We start from the raw sequence: 16,715 nt of genomic DNA on the forward strand, positions 1-16,715 counted from the left end.
GTCATGTCGTCGTTCAGCGATCGCCGACCATCACGCCGCGGCAGCCGGTGCCGAGGTAGACGCGGCCGAACTGGCGGGCATCGCCGGTGATCCAGTTGACGGCGCCGAACTGGTGGGTGGCGTCGGAGATCCGGACCCAGCTCGCCGCCTTGTCGTCGGAGCGCCAGAGGCCGTAGAGGCCGTTCACGCTGCCGGCCAGGAAGAGCGCCGGGTAGGCCTGGCCCGGCGCCGGCGCGCCGTAGCCGACGGCGACGGCCAGGTCGACGCCGGCCACCTTGACCGGCGCCGCGCCGGGGCCGTCGAAGTGCCTGAGCCCGGTGGGCGTGGCCAGCCAGAGGTCGCGCCGCTTCCCGCCGGGCACCGACAGCAGCCGGTGCTGCGCGGCCCACGGCGGCAGCTTGTCGAGCCCGCTGGCGGTCGCGCTGAAGGTCTTGCCGCCATCGGTGCTCTCGAGCAGCCGGCCTTCGGCGACGTCGTAGGTGTAGAAGGCGCCGTCGACGGCGCGATCGGCCACCGGGCGCGGGAAGTCGGCACTGAAGCCGGCGCCCGCCAGCGGGTAGCCGCCGGACGCGTGCCAGCTGCGACCGCCGTCGGCCGAATGGAACGCCCGCGCGCCGGCAGGCACCCACACCATCGAGGTCGCCTTCGCCGAGATCGCGATGAGGCCGTTGTCGTCCTGGGCCGTCCCCGCCGGCCGCGCGGCCATCGCCGCCCAGGTGATGCCGTTGTCGCGCGACAGGTAGGCGCCGCCCTGGTTCCAGCTGCGGTAGCTGGCGTAGACGACGACGTCCGGCTCGAGCTCGGCGACGTCGACGCTCAGGCCGCTGACGTGCGAGGGGAAGTGGCCGCTGTTGTCGCTGAAGTCGTTGCTGCCGTAGCGGATGCCGCCGACGTCGCCCATCGTCGCCAGCACCTGCGCGCCCTTGCGCGGCGACACCAGGCTGGTGATGCAGGTTTCCTCCAGTCCGTCGACGCCGGGCAGCCAGTCGAGCGCGGTGGCCTTCAGGTTCGTGGTCTCCCAGATGCCGCCGCCGGTGTTGAACATCGCGTGGCCGTCGTCGAAGGGATCGATCGCGACATCGGTCATCCAGTGGCCGAGCCGGCCGTTCGCCAGCGTGCCGCCTTCGCTGGCGGTGATCCAGGCGTGGCGCGGCGCCGTGCGCGTGCTGCGCGCCGCCAGCGCGGTCCAGGTCAGGCCGCCATCGGTGGAGCGGTAGACGTCGTCGCCGATGGCCCAGCGATCGAGCGTGGCGACGACGACGAGCTGCGGATGGCTCGCGCTCACCGCGATGCCGCCGTAGCCGAACGCGATGCCCGCGGGGTTGGGAACGGACGGCGTGATATTGCGCCAGGTGAGCGTGCGCGTATCGAGCTTCCAGACCGCGCCGTCGGTGACGCCGTTGGGCCCCAGCCCGTTGCCGTAGCTGAGGTAGAGCTGGCCGTCGCCGGCGAGCGTGCCCTGCAGCGGCATCAGGCCGCCGGGCCCGCCGGGCACCGCGCTCCAGGTGGTGCCGGCATCGGTGGAGCGGTACAGGCTCGGACCGCTGGTCGTCGCGACGCCGGCGTAGCCCACCGGCGTCGGCGCGCCCGCGCGGCCGCTCGAACGGTCGAAGACGACGAAGGTGGTGGCCCGGGGCGCGAAGCCGGGCACCGGCGCCCAGCTGGCGCCGCCGTCGCTCGATCGGTAGAGCCCGTCCTGGAAGGTGCCCAGCAACAGCACCGAGCCGAGGTGGGGGTCGACCACCAGGCGTTCACCGGTGCCGCGGCCATCGCTGTTGCCGCCCATCTTGAGGGTCAGCGGCGTGCGCTGCCAGGTGCGGCCGCGGTCCGACGAGCGGAAGATGGTCGCCGCGCGGCCCCAGTCGGGCAGGTACATGCCGGTGGCGATGACCACCTTGTTGCCATCGTTGGGGTCCAGCGCGACCGAGGCGATGCCCTGCGAGTCGGCGTCGTCGCGGCCGAAGTGATCGTTCAGCGGCACCCAGGTCGTCGAGCCGGGATCGCGGCGGTACAGGCCGCCGACGTCGGTGCGGGCATAGGCCAGGCCCTGCACCGCGGGGTGGAACTCGATGCCGCTGACATAGCCGCCGCCGCCCCAGCGGGCGTTGGTCCAGCGCATCGGCCGCGTGCCGGTGTCGGCGGCGACGACGACGCTGAGCTCGCGGCTGTCGCTCTGGCTGCCGTCGCTGGCGGTGACGGTGAGCTCATAGGCGTTCGCGGCGGCGGGCGCGGTCTTGAAGCGCAGCGCGCCGCTGGTGGCATCGATCGTGAACAGCGCCGCGTCGCGGCCCGAGATCGCGTAGGTGACGGACTGGCCGTCGGCATCGGCGGCGCGGGCGGTGTAGACGGTGCCGGTGGCGCCGACCCACGCCGAGGCCATCGTGCCGGAGCTCAGCACCGGGGCGGCGTTGTTGGGCGCCGGCGGCGGTGGCGTCGGTGCCGAAGGCGCCGGGGGCGGCGCGGGCGGCGCGCCGGTGGTGCCCCCGCCCCCGCCGCCCCCGCAGCCCGCGAGCGCCATCAGCGTGGCCAGCGCGGCCAGCGTCGCGCCGCGGCGCATCGCCGTGGCGCGCCGTCGATCGGTGGGGCCGCTCATACCGTGCCGCGCCGCGCTTCGAGCTGCAGGCGGATCTCGTGCACACGCGCCTCGTCGAGCTTGAAGCGCGAGACGAGGAACAGCGCGATCAACAGGCCGATCACCGGCACGCCGGACATCAGCAGCCGCATCACCAGGATGACGTTCTCGTCCTGCGGCCCCTGGATCTGCGAATCGAAGCCGGTGAACTGCAGGATCCAGCCCGAGGCGCCGCTGCCGAGCGCCATGCCGGCGCGCGAGATCCACGACTGGCAGGCGGAGAACGAGCCCTCGCGGCGCTGTTCCGTCTGCAGCTCGTCGTGGTCGACCACGTCGGCGAGCATCGAACCGTAGATGGTCCAGAAGCCGGCCCCGGTGAAGGCCACGAAGCCCGAGGCGAAGAGCTGCAGGAACGGCAGCTCGGGGTTGTAGAACCACCAGTCGCCGATGAAGGCGGCAATGGCGCCGCTCAGCACCGCCATCATGCCGGCGCGCTTGCCCAGGCGCTTGGCGATGGCGCCGAAGAAGAAGATGCCGGCGAAGCCGAACGCCATGCCCGACAGGCCCATCGCCGAGTTCCAGCGTCCGCCCAGCGCCAGGTCGCCCTTGCAGACGTAGTAGACGGTGAGGTAGAAGCCCAGCGTGCCGACCATAGCGGTGGCCATGCCGTAAGCCATCATCGCGGACAGCAGGGTGCGGAAGGGCCTGTTGCGCAACGTGCGGTACAGCGTGTCGCGGAACGGCACTTTCGCGGTCTGGGTGATGACGACCTTCTCGTAGTAGCGCTCGCGCACCAGCAGGAACATCGCCAGCGACACCGCCACCATGATCGCGCCGAGGATCGACGTGTAGACCTGCGCGCCCTGCAGCACGTCGGGCTTGCCGTCGGGGCCGTTGAAGATCGACAGCGTCGCGAACTGCACGGCCACGAACAGCCCCAGCTCCGGCAGCTTCTGGATCGCGTTCTTGACCTGGAACACCACGGTGCGCTCGTGGTAGTCGGGCGTCATTTCCGCGCCCAGGCTGACCCAGGGCATGTTGAAGCAGCTCATCACCGGCGCGTAGATCAGCAGCGACACCAGCATGAAGGTGAAGTACTGCATCTCGGTCCAGCCGCGGCCGACCGCGAACAGCAGCGGCAGCCCCACGCCGGCCAGCACGCCGCCCACCAGCATGAACGGGCGCCGCCGGCCCCAGCGCGTGCGGGCGTTGTCGGACAGCCAGCCGAACATGGCGTCGGACGCGGCGTCCATCAGCGTCTTGAGCATCATCGCCGTCGAGATCAGCCCGGGCGCCACGCCGAGGAAGATGTTGAAGACCGAATAGGCGAACGACGAGTAGAGCCAGTGCCCCCACATGTCGAGGAAGGAGCCCAGGCCGTAGCCGACCTTCTGGCTCACGGGGACCTTGTCGGTGCGGGCGGTGGCGGGCATCAGCATCTTGGCGGTCTCAGGCAATCGTCAGGGAATGGGCGCGCGGCGCGGCGAGCGTGGCGCCGGGAACGAGCTCGGTGGGCAGGACGATGTTCTTCGGGCGGCGCGACGTCGCGGCGCGCGACCGGGCATCGATGCACTCGACCAGCACCTCGACGGCGCGGCGTCCCAGGTCGCGCAGCGGCTGGCGCACCGTGGCCAGGCGGGCCGCGCGCGCGAGCAGGCTGTCGTCGAAACCGATCACCGACACATCGGCCGGCATCCGCAGGCCGCGGGCCAGCAAGGCATCGATGCAGCCCAGCGCGGCGGCATCGCTGACGGCGAAGATCACCTCGGGCCACTCGTCGCCGCAGTGCCGCCGCAGCCAGGCCTCCAGCGCGCGGCGGCAGTCCTCGGCGCCGAAGCCGGCGCGCAGCACGTGGTCCGGCGGCGGCAGGAAGCCCGCGGCCGCGTGCGCGCGCCGGTAGCCTTGCACACGCCGCTCGGCCCCGAGCGCCCCCTCGGGGCCGGCCACGTGCAGGATGCGCCGATGGCCGCGCTGGATCAGGCGGCTGACCATCTCGAAGGCGCCGGCCTCATCGTCGGACTCGAGGTTGACCACGCCGGGAATCGCGTGGTTCGCATGCACCGAGACCACCGGCGTGCGCTCGGGCAGCCAGTCGGCGGCGTCGGGCGGCAGCAGCGGCGCCAGCATCACCAGCCCGTCGATGCGGCCGTCGCAGAAGGCGGGAATGCGCTCGCGCGCGTCGTCCCAGCTGCCGAGCGGGAACACGGTGGTGGCCTGCCCGGCCGCCGCGGCGCCGCGGACGATGCCGTTGAAGACTTCCAGGAAGTACGGGTTCGGTTCGTTGCCGACCAGCGTGGCGGCCACGCCGAGCGTGTTCATGCGCCGATGCGCCGGCGCGGCGGCGTGGGACTTGCGGGGCTTCAGGACCGTGGCCACGTCTTTCACGGCCTAGACGATGCGGCGCGTGTGGATCACGTCGGCGTAGTAGCGCGCGGACAGCTTGGGCGTGCGCACCTGCGTCTCGAAGTCGCAGTGCACGATGCCGAAGCGGCGCTCGTAGCCGTCCTCCCACTCGAAGTTGTCGATGAAGGACCACAGGAAGTAGCCGTCCACCGGCACGCCGTCGGCGATCGCGCGGTGCATCTCGCGCAGGTGGCCGCGCAGGTAGTCGCGGCGGTGCAGGTCGATCACTTCGCCGTCGATCACCGGTTCGTGGTTGTAGCCGCAGCCGTTCTCGGTGATGTAGATCGAGCGGTGGCCGTAGAGCGCATGGCACATGCGCGGCGCCCAGTACATCGCCTGCGGCACGAGGTTCAGCCACGGGCTGTCGGCACGCGGGTAGTGCGCCGGCAGGGCCAGCGCCTCGTAACGCGCGCCGTCGCGGCCGGCGCGCACGTAGGTGGCGGTGTAGACGTTCAGGCCGAGGAAGTCGGTGGGCAGGCTGATCAGGTCGAAGTCGCCGGTTGCCACCCTCGGCGCGGCGTCGCCGACACGCTCGAGGTAGGCCATCGAGTAGCCGCCGCGGTGGATCGCGCCGAGGATGTGCGCGTTCTTGTCCTCGAACCAGGCCTCGGCGGCGGCGATGTCGGCGGGGGTCTCGGTGACCGGCACGCTGACGTCGCAGTTGTCGGTCAGGCCCACGCGCGCCTGCGGCCCGCCGAACTCGCGCACCGCGCGCACCGCATGGCCGTGCGCGAGCAGCGCGTGGTGGATGGTCTGGTTGACGACCGCGTCGCTCTCGCGCCGGCCCGGCGCCTTGTTGCCCACGCCGTAGGCCAGCCACGTGAAGCAGCGGATCTCGTTCAGCGTGATCCAGTGCCGCACGTCGCCGGAGAAAGCCTTGACGACGGTGTCCGCATAACGCGCGAAAGCCTCGACCGTGGCCCGCGCGGTCCAGCCGCCGCGGTCTTCCAGCGCCTGCGGCAGGTCCCAGTGGAACAGCGTGACCCACGGCGTGATGCCATGGCGCGCCATGCTGGCGAAGACGCGGCGGTAGAAGTCGAGGCCGGCCTGGTTCACCGCGCCGTCGCCATCGGGGAAGATGCGCGGCCAGGCGATCGACAGCCGGTAGTGCCGGATGCCGAGCGAGGCCATCAGCGCGAAGTCCTCGTCGAAGCGGTGGTAGTGGTCGCAGGCGACGTCGAGCGTGTCGCCGCCGGCCACCTTGCCCGGCTGGCGGGCGAAGGTGTCCCAGATCGAAGGGCCCTTGCCGTCCTCGAAGGCGGCGCCCTCGATCTGCGCGGCCGCGGCGGCGGCGCCGAAGACGAAGGTGGACGGAAACGGCGAGGCGTAGGTCAGCGGATTCATCAGGGTCGGTTCAGCAGCGGGGTCAGCACCGGGTCCATGGCGGCCTGCCACAGGGCATATCCCTTCGGCGACAGGTGCAGCAGGTCGGGCATCACGTCCTTGGAGAGTGTCCCGTCGGGTTGCGTCAGCACCTGGCCGATGTCCAGGAAGTGCACGTCGCGGCCGTCGGCCAGGCCGCGGATGTGCTCGTTGATGCGCTCGTTGAGGCGGCGCAGGGGGCCGGTGGGCTGTTCCTCGCGCGGGAACACCGCCAGCAGCAGCACCTGGGCCGCGGGCAGGCGGCGCCGGATCTCCTCGACCAGTCGGCGGATGCCGGCGGCGGTGGTCTCGGGGTTTTCGGCGCGGTGGCCGGTGTTGTTGGTGCCGATCATCAGCACCACCGCCCGCGGCGCCAGGCCGTCGAGCGCTCCGTGCTGCAGGCGCCACAGCACGTTCTCGGTGCGGTCGCCGCCGAAGCCGAGGTTCAGCGCGTTGTGACGCGCGAAGTGGCGGGCCCAGACCTCGCGGCCTTCGTTCTCCCAGCCCTGCGTGATCGAGTCGCCGATGAAGACGAGCTGCGGCGCCTGGCCGGCGGCGATCGCGTCGCGCGCCTCGCGCTTCTTCTGCTCGTGGCGCGGCAGCCACCAGTCGAGCGACCAGGATTCGGCCAGCATCGCCGGCGTGGTGGATTCGGTGCGGTAGTCCGCGCAGGTCATCGTCGCGGTCGCGGCGGCGCGGGACAGGCGGACATTGGCGACGCTGACGCGGCCGGTGCCACCGCCTTCGAGCGCAAAGGGCAGGCTCACGCGCGAGAAGTCGCCCCCGTCACGCTGGAAGCACGCCAGCGGCAGCGACACGCGCTGCCAGCCCTTGCCGGCGATCGCGCGCGCCGGCTCCAGCAGCGAGACGCTGCGCTCGCAGCCCTCGCCACAGGCCACCTTCACGCGCAGGCCGCCGGCGGCCAGGTCGTCGACATGCAGGTCCATCGTCAGCATGCCGCCGGCGTAGGGGCGCAGGTCCAGCGGCGTGCGGCTCTCCACGCGCAGCGTCGACATCCAGACGTCCTTCCACTCCAGCGACAGCGCCGTGCGCCGGTCGGCCGGACCGAGTGCCGCGCCGCCCACGTAGGCGCCGTTGCTGCCGGCGGGCACCGTGGCGCTGGCACCGGCCAGCTCCGGGCGCGTCTCCCAGTGCCCGACCGCGCTGCCGGCGAGCTCGACACGGTGCTCCCAGTGGCCGACGACGGTGCGCCAGGCGTTCGCCGGGGCGGGCAGCAGGACGAGGTCATCGGCCTGCGCGCCGGCGGTGCCGGCCCAGGCGACGAGGGCGGCGGTCAGCAGCGTGTTCGTGCGGATCGTGGCCATGGCTCAGTAGCGTCCCATCGTCACCTTCAGGACCACCGGGTTCCCGGTGAAGTTCAGGCCCCAGTCGACCTGGTCGCCGTTCCAGCGCCGCTCCATCTGCCAGCGGCCGCGCTCGTCGAAGCGGCCCTGCTCGGCGCTGACGAGCTGCGCCCGGCCGCTGCCCTCGGCATCGTCGAGCCGCACGCGCGCGAACTGGCCGACGAGCACGAACTCGTCGTCGGCGATCTGCGCGATGGCGACGCCGCCGTTGAGCTGCTTCGCATGCGGCGGCAGCTCCTTCGCGTTGCCAGGCCACTCGCGCTCGCCGAACATCCACTGGTCGAACGTCACGTGGGCCTTCCAGCCCTTCATCGCGATGGTCTGGTCGGCCAGGTCGTCGCCCTTGGCGGCGCCGTGGGTTCGGCCCTCGAAGGCCCAGCGCGCCCACAGGCGCTGCATCGGCGCGAAGGCGGCGTAGATGCGCGCGAAGGGCTCGACCATCGCCTTGTCGCTGTTCTTCGCGCCGAGCGGGAAGTTGGCGTAGTCGAAGTAGTCGATGCCAAAGGGCGCGACGCCGATCGCGCCGCGGCCGAGGATCTGGTAGACATAACGCGCGTAAGGCGCGGCATTGCCGAGCTCGGGCACGAACAGCGCGTTGTCCGGCCGCTGGAACCGGTCCAGGTGCGCGCCGACCTTGGCCGACTCGACGTGGTAGATGTCGGGGCCGACGACGTCGATGCTGGGCGCAGCGGCCTTGTAGATGTCGATCACGTCGTAGGTCGGCCCGCCGCTGGCGAAGTTCGATTTCCACGGTGCGATCGGCTCCAGCGGATCGCGCAGCGCGTTGTTGACGTACATCGGCAGGTCGTACACCGCCCGGCCCGCGCGGGCGATCTGCTCGATGTAGCTGGCGATCGCCCAGGCATGGAAGTACTCGTCGGCATAGTCGCCATAGACCGCCTTCCAGTTGCCCGAGGCCGCTGCCGGCACCGGCGGCTTCTTGCGCGCCAGCACGGCCGCCGGCACGTCGCGCTCGAAGGCGGCCTGGGCCTTCGGGCCGAAGTCGCGCGCGAGCCCGAAGGTGCCGACCTCGTTCTGCACCTGCACCATGATCACGGTGCGCTGCTGCTCGTCGATCTTCTTCAGGTGCGTCATCAGCGCGACGAAGGCCTTTCTGTCGGCTTCCAGCGTCTGCTCGCCGAAGGGCGACAGGCAGTAGCTGTTCCTGCCCTGCGGATCGAGCATGCGCGGGAAGCGCCGGTTGTCCAGCTTCACCCAGGCCGGGGTGTACTGCGGGCTCGTGTTCTTCCAGGTGCCGAACCACAGCAGCACCACGCGCACCTTGTTCTGCCGCGCCTGGCGCACCAGGGCATCGACGAAGCTGAAGTCGAAGCGGCCCTCGACCGGCTCGACCTGCTCCCACGCGATCGGCACCTCGACGGTGTTGGCGTGGATGTCCTTCACCGCGGGCCACACCTTCTCCAGCGCCTGCGGGTAGTTGCTGGAGTTGTGGACCTGCGCGCCCAGCATCAGGAAGGGCGCGCCGTCGACGAAGAGCGCATGGCGGCCGTTGCGCTCGACGAGGCGGGGCGCCTCTGCCGCCCACGACGCGGCGGCGAAGACGAGCGAACAGGCGGCGGCGCTCCAGCGAGGAATCTTGAACATCGGCATGGCATCGGAAGGTCGGATCCGGCCCGCGCCACGGGGGTACGTGCGGCGCGGGCGGGAACGGGCGGCGGCGGTGGTGGCGGCGGGCAAGGCCGCCCCACGCGCGGCACGCGTCAGAACGTGTAGCGTGCGGTCAGCGTGTAGCGCGGCCCCGAGTAGAACAGCCCGCGGGTCTTGTCGCCGATGTGCTGCTGCATCACCTGGCGCTGCTTGGCGTCGTTGAGGTTCTGCGCTTCCAGGCCCAGCGTCAGCTTCTCCTCCAGCAGCTTGTAGAAGATGCCGGCGTCGAGCTGGCCGTAGTCGTCGGCCCAGGTCGGCAGGGCCCAGGCGATGCCGCGCTGGCCGACATCGGGGCTGTCGGGATTGTTGTTGGTGCCGTCGGTGCCGTTGGTGCCGTTGACGTTCACGCCCTGCAGGTACTTCGAGCGCCAGGTGTAGGCCAGGCGCGCCGACAGCGGCCCCTGGTCGTACATGAAGGTCAGCGTGTAGGCCTTGCGCGACAGGCCCTGCAGCGGCAGGTCGCCGAAGGTGCGGCCGTCGGTGTCGCAGCCGTTGAGGTTCAGGTTCAGGTTCGCCGCACCGGTGCTGTTGCCCGAGCACCAGGCCTGCAGCACCGGCTTGTACAGCTTGGTCTTGCTGTCCACGTAGGTGAAGTTGGCCTGCATGCCGAGGCCGGACAGCCAGCCCGGCAGCTTGTCGAAGTAGGTCTGGAACGCCAGCTCGAATCCGCGTGCATGGCCCTTGCCGCCGTTGATCGGGCTGGTGACGACGAAGTCCTGCGGGCGGCCGTTGACGTCCGGCAGCGAGAACAGCGCCGTCTGGTTGATGATGACGTCCTTCAGGTCCTTGTTGAAGGCGGCGAAGGTCAGCGATCCGGTGCGGCTGAAGTACCACTCGGCCGTGGCATCGACCTGCGTCGAGCGGATCGGCTTGAGCAAGGGGTTGCCCTTGGCCTCGCCGGTGTGCGAGACCGAGGTCACCTCGGTGCCCGAGCGCTTCACGTCCTGGGTGAGCGTGGTGTAGGCCTGCAGCTGGCTGAAGTCCGGCCGCGAGATGGCCTTGGCTGCGGCGAAGCGGAACTGCAGCTCCTCGCTCGCCTTCATGCGCAGGTTCAGGCTCGGCAGCGTGTCGGTGTAGCTGTTCTTGAAGTCCTGCGGCTGCACGAAGCGCGGGATCACCGGCACGGACACGCCGGTATCGGTCGGGTTCGGGTTCGAGCCCGAGAAGGTGGTGTAGCCGCGCGCCGAGGCCTTGGTGTGCACGATGCGCAGGCCGAGGTTGCCGTCCACCGGGAACTTCCAGTCGTCGAAACCGAAGCGCAGCTGCGCGTAGGCGGCCTGCGTGCGCTCCTGCTGCACGTTGGTGCCGGCGCTGTCGACGTCGTCCTTGATGGACTCGGGCGTGAACGTGAACGGCCAGCCGTTGCACACGCTCTTGTCGGCCACGCTCGGCTCGTTCAGGCAGTGCTGGCGGCCGTACTCGTGCAATTGGGCGTAGCTGCCGGGGAAGCCTTGCGCCAGCGCGACGTCGGGAAACACCACCGCCGGCGGCGCCGGCACCTTGCCGTTGAAGAAGTTCGGGAAGGTGTGCAGGTGCGTGCCGCCCGGGAAGGCGCTGAGGTAGGCCGGACCGCCGGCGGTCCACGGCTGGGTGATCGCCTGCCAGTGGTAGCCGCTGGGGTTCTGGCTGGTCTTGGCCTCGCGCTCGGTCAGCCGCAGGCCGACGCGCAGGTCATGCAGCACGGGGTCGTCGAACTTCAGCAGCGCGTCGCCCTTCCAGGCCTTCTCCTCCGCCTTGCTGCGGTCCATGTGCTCCATCGTGAAACCCCAGTAGTAGTTGGCGGGGTTCGCGAGGTAGGCGCGGTCGCTGGCGTCGAAGCTGAGGCTCGGGATCGTGCCGGTCAGGTCCAGGCTCTGCTTGGGCATGCCCACGCCGGTGGCCACGGTGGAATCGAAGCTCGAGGTGTTGGCGCGGATGTACTGCAGGTCCGAGCTCAAGCTCAGCCGCTCGCTGGCCTTCCACTTCAGCCGCCAGGCGAGCTCCTCGGTCTTGGAGTTGCGCCAGGACGTGCGCGTATCGTCGTTGAAGTTGATCAGCGAGCCGTCGCTGTTCGTGATCACGCCGGACAGCAGGGCGCCCTGCCCGTCGAACTGGCCGCCGGTGACGCGGATGCGGTACGGATCGGACTGCGCGAAGATCGCCCGCTCGTCCCACTGCATGCGGTACTTCGACTGGAAGTAGGTCAGCGACGTGTCGATGTCGTTGGTCTTCCATTGCAGCGCGCCATAGAGGCCTTCGCGCTTGCGGTCGAATTCCAGCGTGCGCCACTGCGCACCCTTCGGCACCCACAGCGTGGTGGCCGGATCCTGGCCCGCCACGGCGTCGTTGCGCGGGTAGTAGGGCTCGACCTGGAAGAAGTCCGAGCGCGTCGCGCTCTCGGAGCTGGCCACGTGCAGCAGCGCGCCGAAGCGGCCTGCCGCGGTGTCCCAGCGGTTGCTGAAGAGGGCCGAATACGACGGCGAGTGCTGCTTGTTGAGCCGGGTGTAGGTGTCCTGCAGCGACAGCGAGGCCTTCATGCCGGGGTAGTCCAGCGGCAGCGCGGTGCGCAGGTTGACGAGGCCGCCGATCGCGCCCTCGATCTGCTCGGCGGACGGGTTCTTGTAGACGTCGACACCCGCCATCAGCTCCGGCGGCACGTCCTCGAAGTTCAGCGCACGGCCGCCATTGGCGGAGAACGAGTCGCGGCCGTTCAGCTCGGAGCGCACCCAGGGCAGGCCGCGGATCGAGACGCCCGACCCCTCGACGGAGAAGTGCTCCGGGTCGTTCTTCGCCATCGTGCGGTCGATCGTGACGCCGACCACGCGCTGCAGCACTTCGGTCACCGAGCGGTCCGGCAGCTTGCCGATGTCGTCGGCGACGATCGAGTCGACGACCTCGTCGGCGTCCTTCTTGATCTTCTGCGCCGACTGCAGCGCCGCGCGCTGGCCGGTGACGACGACGGTGTCCGGCTTCTTCTCGTCGTCCTTGCGCGCCGCCATCTGGGCCAGGGCCCCGCCTGCGCAGATCAGGGCCACCTGGGCCACGGCCAGCGACAGCGCGGTCCGCTTGAATTGGTTCATGTTCATGTCTCCTACGAGTGGTACCTCGCCCCGACCCCCGGGGCCCCCAATGGATGGCGACACTGCCGCCGGCGAGCGAAGCGTTCGTTGCGCTCCTGCCCGCGCGGCGGTCAGTCCTTCATCCGCCTCATCCCTCGCACAACCTGTTGAACAGGTTTTCCAGCAGTTCCTGGCGACCGGAGACGGGCGCCGGGTCGGCGTTCGCCTGCAGTGCCCGGTCGGCCAGCTGTTCAAGCGTCACCCGACCATCGAGAATGGCTTGGGCTTCCGTCGAGGCCCAACCCGCATAACGAGCGTCCAGGGCCTGCGCGAGGCGGCCGTCCTGGATCAGTTTCTCGGCCACCAGCAGCGCACGCGCGCAGAGGTCGATCGCACCGACGTGGCCGTGGAACAGGTCCTCGGCATCGAGCGACTGCCGGCGCACCTTGGCGTCGAAGTTCAAGCCGCCGGAGCCCAGTCCACCGGCCTGCAGGATGTGGTAGAGCGCCAGCGCCGTCTCGGGCAGGTTGTTGGGGAACTGGTCGGTGTCCCAGCCGAGCTGCGCATCGCCGCGGTTCATGTCGATGCTGCCGAGGATGCCCAGCGCCGAGGCCATCGCGATCTCGTGCTCGAAGCTGTGGCCCGACAGCGTCGCGTGGTTGGCCTCGATGTTGACCTTGATCTCCTTCTCGAGGCCGTGGCGCACGAGCAGGCCGTAGACCGTGGCGACGTCGAAGTCGTACTGGTGCTTCGACGGCTCGCGCGGCTTGGGCTCGATCAGGATCGCGCCGTCGAAGCCGATCTTGTGCTTGTGCTCGACCACCATGCTCAGGAAGCGGCCCATCTGGTCCAGCTCCTGCCCGATGCGCGTGTTCAGCAGGGTCTCGTAGCCCTCGCGGCCTCCCCACAGCACGTAGTTCTGGCCACCCAGGCGATGGGTCGCCTCCAGCGCGTCGCGCACCTGGATCGCCGCCTGCGCGAATACCGCAGGGTCCGGGTTCGTCGCCGCGCCGGCCATGAACCGGCGGTGGCTGAACAGGTTCGCCGTGCCCCACAGCAGCTTCACGCCGCTGCGCTGCTGGTGCGCGGCCAGCAGGTCGACCATGCGCAGGAAGTTCTCGCGGCTCTCGCGCGGCGTGGCGCCTTCGGGCGCGACGTCGCGGTCGTGGAAGGTGTAGTACGGCACGCCGAGCTTGCTGAAGAGCTCGAAGGCCGCCTCGGCCTTCACCGCTGCCAGTTCCATCGGCGAGCCGCCCTGGAACCATGGACGCTCGAAGGTCTGGCCGCCGAAGGGGTCGAGGCCGGTCCAGCAGAAGGAATGCCAGTAGCACACCGCGAAGCGCAGGTGCTCCTCCATGCGCTTGCCGAGGACGATGCGGTCCTTGTCGTAATGGCGGTAGGACAGCGGATCGTCGCTGTCGCGGCCGCGGAATCGCACCGGGGCGATGGCTTGGAAATAGCTCGTCATGTGATGGGATTGATTTGCCGGTAAATGCGGCGGAACGATTGAAGCCTTTCCTGAAGCGCGACATGGCGAACCGGATCGGGACGATGGCTGGCCGCGACGTCAGGCCGCGTGCAGGATTCGAGGCCGCCGCTGCCGCAGGCGATGCGCGCCAGCCGAGCGGCCCCCAGCGCCGCGCCGGCTTCCGCGCCGGCATGGACGATGATGTCGACGCCGAGCGCGTCGGCGATCAACTGCGCCCACAGCGGGCTGCGGGCGCCGCCGCCGACGAGCGACAGCCGCTCGACCCGCGTGCCGGTGCTGCGCAGCGCGTCGAGGCCGTCGGCCAGGCCGAAGGCGACGCCTTCGAGCACGGCATAACCGCAGGCAGCGCGGCCGGTGTCATGACGCAGGCCGTGCAGCGTGCCGGTGGCGAACGGGTTGTTGTGCGGCGTGCGCTCGCCGGCCAGGTAGGGCAGGAACAGCGGCGCCGCGTCGCGCTCGGCCGGCGTCAGCGCCGCCACCTCGTGCAGCAGCTGCGCCTCGTCGGCCGCACCGGCGAGCAGCGTGAACCAGCGCAGGCAGCTGGCCGCCGACAGCATCACGCTCATCTGGTGCCACAGGCCCGGCACCGCGTGGCAGAAGGCGTGCACCGCGGACGCTGCATTCGGGCGGAAGCGGTCGTCGACCACGAACAGCACGCCCGAGGTGCCGAGCGAGATGAAACCGTCGCCCGGCGCCACCGCGCCGACGCCGACGGCGCTGGCGGCGTTGTCGCCGGCACCGCCGGCGACGATCACTTCGGGCGCCAGGCCCCAGGCGCGCGCGAGCTCGGGCCGCAGCGTGCCCGACGGCTCGGTGCCCTCGACCAGGCGCGGCATCTGCGCGCGCTGCAGGCCGCAGGCGGCGAGCAGCGCGTCGGACCAGTCGCGGCGGGCGACGTCCAGCCACAGCGTTCCGGCGGCATCGGAGGGCTCGCTGACCTTCTCGCCGGTCAGCCGCAGGCGCAGGTAGTCCTTGGGCAGCAGCACGCTGCGCGTCGCGGCGAAGACGGCGGGCTCGTGGCGCCGCACCCACAGCAGCTTCGGCGCGGTAAAGCCGGGCATAGCCAGGTTGCCGGCCACCCGGTGCAGCGACGGCGCGGCGCGGGTCAGCTCCGCGCACTCGGCATGGCTGCGGCCGTCGTTCCACAGGATCGCGGGACGCAGCACCTCGTCGTCGGCCCCCAGCAGCACGGCGCCATGCATCTGGCCCGACAGGCCGATGCCACGCACGCGGGCGAAGGCGGCTGCATGCGCGGCACGCAACGCGGCGACGGCCGCCTCGGTGGCCTGCCACCAGGCCGCGGGGTCCTGCTCCGACCACAGCGGCTGCGGCCGCGACAGCGCCAGCGGCGCGCCGGCGCTGCCGACGATGCCGCCCTGCTCGTCCATCAGCAGCAGCTTGACCTCGGACGTGCCGAGGTCGATGCCGAGGAACGTGTCGGCCGTCACGCCGCCTCCTGCTTCGCGGCCTCGCGCGCGGCCGCGTAGGCCGGCGCGATCAGCGGCCGCGTGAGCCGGTAGCGCGCCAGCGCCGCGGCGCCGACGGCCACGGCGTCGACGCCGAAGCGCGAGGTGCGCACCGGCGGCGGCGACAGGCTGGCGGCTTCGGCATAGTCGTTCAGCGTGCGCAGCGCCGGCTGCAGGAAGGCCTCGCCCAGCTCGATCGCCGCGCCCCCGAGCACGATGCATCCGGGGTCGTAGGCCGAGGCCAGGTTCTGCAGCAGCACGCCGAGGTAGCTGCCGGCCTTCTTCACCGCGCGCCCGGTTTCGGCATCGCCGGCGGCCAGACGCCGCTGCACCTCGGCCAGCAGGTCGTCGTCGGTGGCGTTGGGCAGCATCGCCCTCGCGCCGATCAAGGCCTCGGCGCAGCCGCGGCGGCCGCACGAGCACTCGGGCCCGCCGACCTGCAGCACGATGTGGCCGACCTCGCCGGCGAAGCCGCGGCGGCCCACCAGCAGCCGGTCGCCGACGATCACGCCGGCGCCGACGCCCTGGCTGACGCTGACGAACAGCAGCGGATCGACCGCCTCGCCCGGGTTGAACTCCATCTCGCCGATGGCCGCGACGTCGGCCTCGTTCTGCAGGAACAGCGGCACGCCGGCGAGCGCGGAGCCGGCGAGCTTCTCGCCCAGCAACTCGCCCACCGGCACGTCGCGCCACTGCAGGTTGGGCGCGAAGTGCAGGAAGCCGGTCGCCTCGTCGACACCGCCGGGCAGGCCCACGCCGATGCCGATGACGCGCTGGGTCTGCGCATCGAGCTGCTTGCAGGCCCGGAGCATGGCCCCCGCCAGCACGGCGATGCACGACTTGGCGCCGCGCGCCGACCCGTATCCCGAGCGCGCCTGCGCCAGCACCTCGCCCGTCAGCGCGGTGACGACGACACGCACGCCCTCGATGCCGACTTCCGCACCGACCAGCACGAGCCGCGAGGGGTCGACATACAGCGGTGTCGGCCGGCGGCCGAGCTCGCCGGTGGCCACCACCTCGCGCTCAATCAGCCAGCCTTCGTCGATCAGCTCGCGCACCAGCATGCTGACCGTCGACTTGGTCAGCTGCACCTCGACCGCCAGGTCGGCCCGCGAGCGACCGGGGTTCGCGCACAGGTGGCGCACCAGCGCCATCCGGTTGATGCCCTTGAGCAACTGCTGGTGGCCCGCGGCTTCCGAAAGATCAACGAGCAAGAGACACGCTCCTGATCATCATGGTTCTTGTCATGAACGAATCATAGTTCGCTCGACAAACTAATAAAGACCGGGGAAACACCTACCGACAGTGCGGGCCGGGTGCTTCAATGTGGCGGCCACGGCAGCGCGGTCGACG

At 70.8% G+C, this 16,715-nt stretch carries 10 protein-coding genes; all 10 read right to left on the reverse strand.

The features are described from left to right. Positions 1-13: 13 nt before the first annotated feature. A complete protein-coding gene (locus P1K89_RS03555) occupies positions 14-2,593 on the reverse strand; it encodes a hypothetical protein (RefSeq protein WP_284614980.1) in 2,580 nt (859 codons plus the stop codon). Beyond that, positions 2,590-4,005 (reverse strand): MFS transporter, encoded by a 1,416-nt coding sequence (locus tag P1K89_RS03560; protein WP_284614981.1) that lies wholly within the window; start codon positions 4,003-4,005, stop codon positions 2,590-2,592. The genes P1K89_RS03555 and P1K89_RS03560 overlap by 4 nt, the downstream gene beginning before the upstream one ends. A 16-nt stretch (positions 4,006-4,021) precedes the next feature. Continuing rightward, positions 4,022-4,948 carry a LacI family DNA-binding transcriptional regulator gene (locus P1K89_RS03565; RefSeq protein ID WP_284614982.1) on the reverse strand — a complete coding sequence of 309 codons (927 nt, stop codon included), beginning with the start codon at positions 4,946-4,948 and terminating at the stop codon, positions 4,022-4,024. A 12-nt stretch (positions 4,949-4,960) separates the two neighbouring features. Further along, on the reverse strand, positions 4,961-6,319 hold the full coding sequence (locus tag P1K89_RS03570; RefSeq protein ID WP_284614983.1) for a GH1 family beta-glucosidase: 1,359 nt from the start codon (positions 6,317-6,319) through the stop codon (positions 4,961-4,963). Continuing rightward, positions 6,319-7,662, reverse strand: a complete 1,344-nt coding sequence (locus P1K89_RS03575; RefSeq protein WP_284614984.1) for a GDSL-type esterase/lipase family protein — start codon at positions 7,660-7,662, stop codon at positions 6,319-6,321. The genes P1K89_RS03570 and P1K89_RS03575 overlap by 1 nt, the downstream gene beginning before the upstream one ends. Before the next feature lie 3 nt (positions 7,663-7,665). Next, on the reverse strand, positions 7,666-9,306 hold the full coding sequence (locus P1K89_RS03580) for a DUF5597 domain-containing protein (protein WP_284614985.1): 1,641 nt from the start codon (positions 9,304-9,306) through the stop codon (positions 7,666-7,668). 116 nt (positions 9,307-9,422) lie between these two features. Continuing rightward, complete coding sequence (locus P1K89_RS03585; RefSeq protein ID WP_284614987.1) at positions 9,423-12,428, reverse strand: TonB-dependent receptor; 3,006 nt, start codon at positions 12,426-12,428, stop codon at positions 9,423-9,425. 127 nt (positions 12,429-12,555) lie between these two features. Beyond that, a complete protein-coding gene (xylA, locus tag P1K89_RS03590; RefSeq protein WP_284614988.1) occupies positions 12,556-13,875 on the reverse strand; it encodes a xylose isomerase in 1,320 nt (439 codons plus the stop codon). After that, on the reverse strand, positions 13,872-15,284 hold the full coding sequence (xylB, locus tag P1K89_RS03595; protein ID WP_439897967.1) for a xylulokinase: 1,413 nt from the start codon (positions 15,282-15,284) through the stop codon (positions 13,872-13,874). The genes xylA and xylB overlap by 4 nt, the downstream gene beginning before the upstream one ends. A gap of 56 nt (positions 15,285-15,340) precedes the next feature. Beyond that, positions 15,341-16,576, reverse strand: a complete 1,236-nt coding sequence (locus P1K89_RS03600) for an ROK family transcriptional regulator (protein ID WP_284614991.1) — start codon at positions 16,574-16,576, stop codon at positions 15,341-15,343. Between the last annotated feature and the right edge of the window lie 139 nt (positions 16,577-16,715).

The sequence above is a fragment of the Aquabacterium humicola genome (genome assembly GCF_030167915.1).
Classification (GTDB): domain Bacteria; phylum Pseudomonadota; class Gammaproteobacteria; order Burkholderiales; family Burkholderiaceae_C; genus Pseudaquabacterium; species Pseudaquabacterium humicola.

Coding starts and splice junctions, on each gene's coding strand:
- P1K89_RS03555 (WP_284614980.1), bottom strand. CDS start 2,593: ATGAGCGGCCCCACCGATCGACGGCGCGCCACGGCGATGCGCCGCGGC.
- P1K89_RS03560 (WP_284614981.1), bottom strand. CDS start 4,005: ATGCCCGCCACCGCCCGCACCGACAAGGTCCCCGTGAGCCAGAAGGTC.
- P1K89_RS03570 (WP_284614983.1), bottom strand. CDS start 6,319: ATGAATCCGCTGACCTACGCCTCGCCGTTTCCGTCCACCTTCGTCTTC.
- P1K89_RS03575 (WP_284614984.1), bottom strand. CDS start 7,662: ATGGCCACGATCCGCACGAACACGCTGCTGACCGCCGCCCTCGTCGCC.
- P1K89_RS03580 (WP_284614985.1), bottom strand. CDS start 9,306: ATGTTCAAGATTCCTCGCTGGAGCGCCGCCGCCTGTTCGCTCGTCTTC.
- P1K89_RS03585 (WP_284614987.1), bottom strand. CDS start 12,428: ATGAACCAATTCAAGCGGACCGCGCTGTCGCTGGCCGTGGCCCAGGTG.
- xylA (WP_284614988.1), bottom strand. CDS start 13,875: ATGACGAGCTATTTCCAAGCCATCGCCCCGGTGCGATTCCGCGGCCGC.
- xylB (WP_439897967.1), bottom strand. CDS start 15,284: ATGGACGAGCAGGGCGGCATCGTCGGCAGCGCCGGCGCGCCGCTGGCG.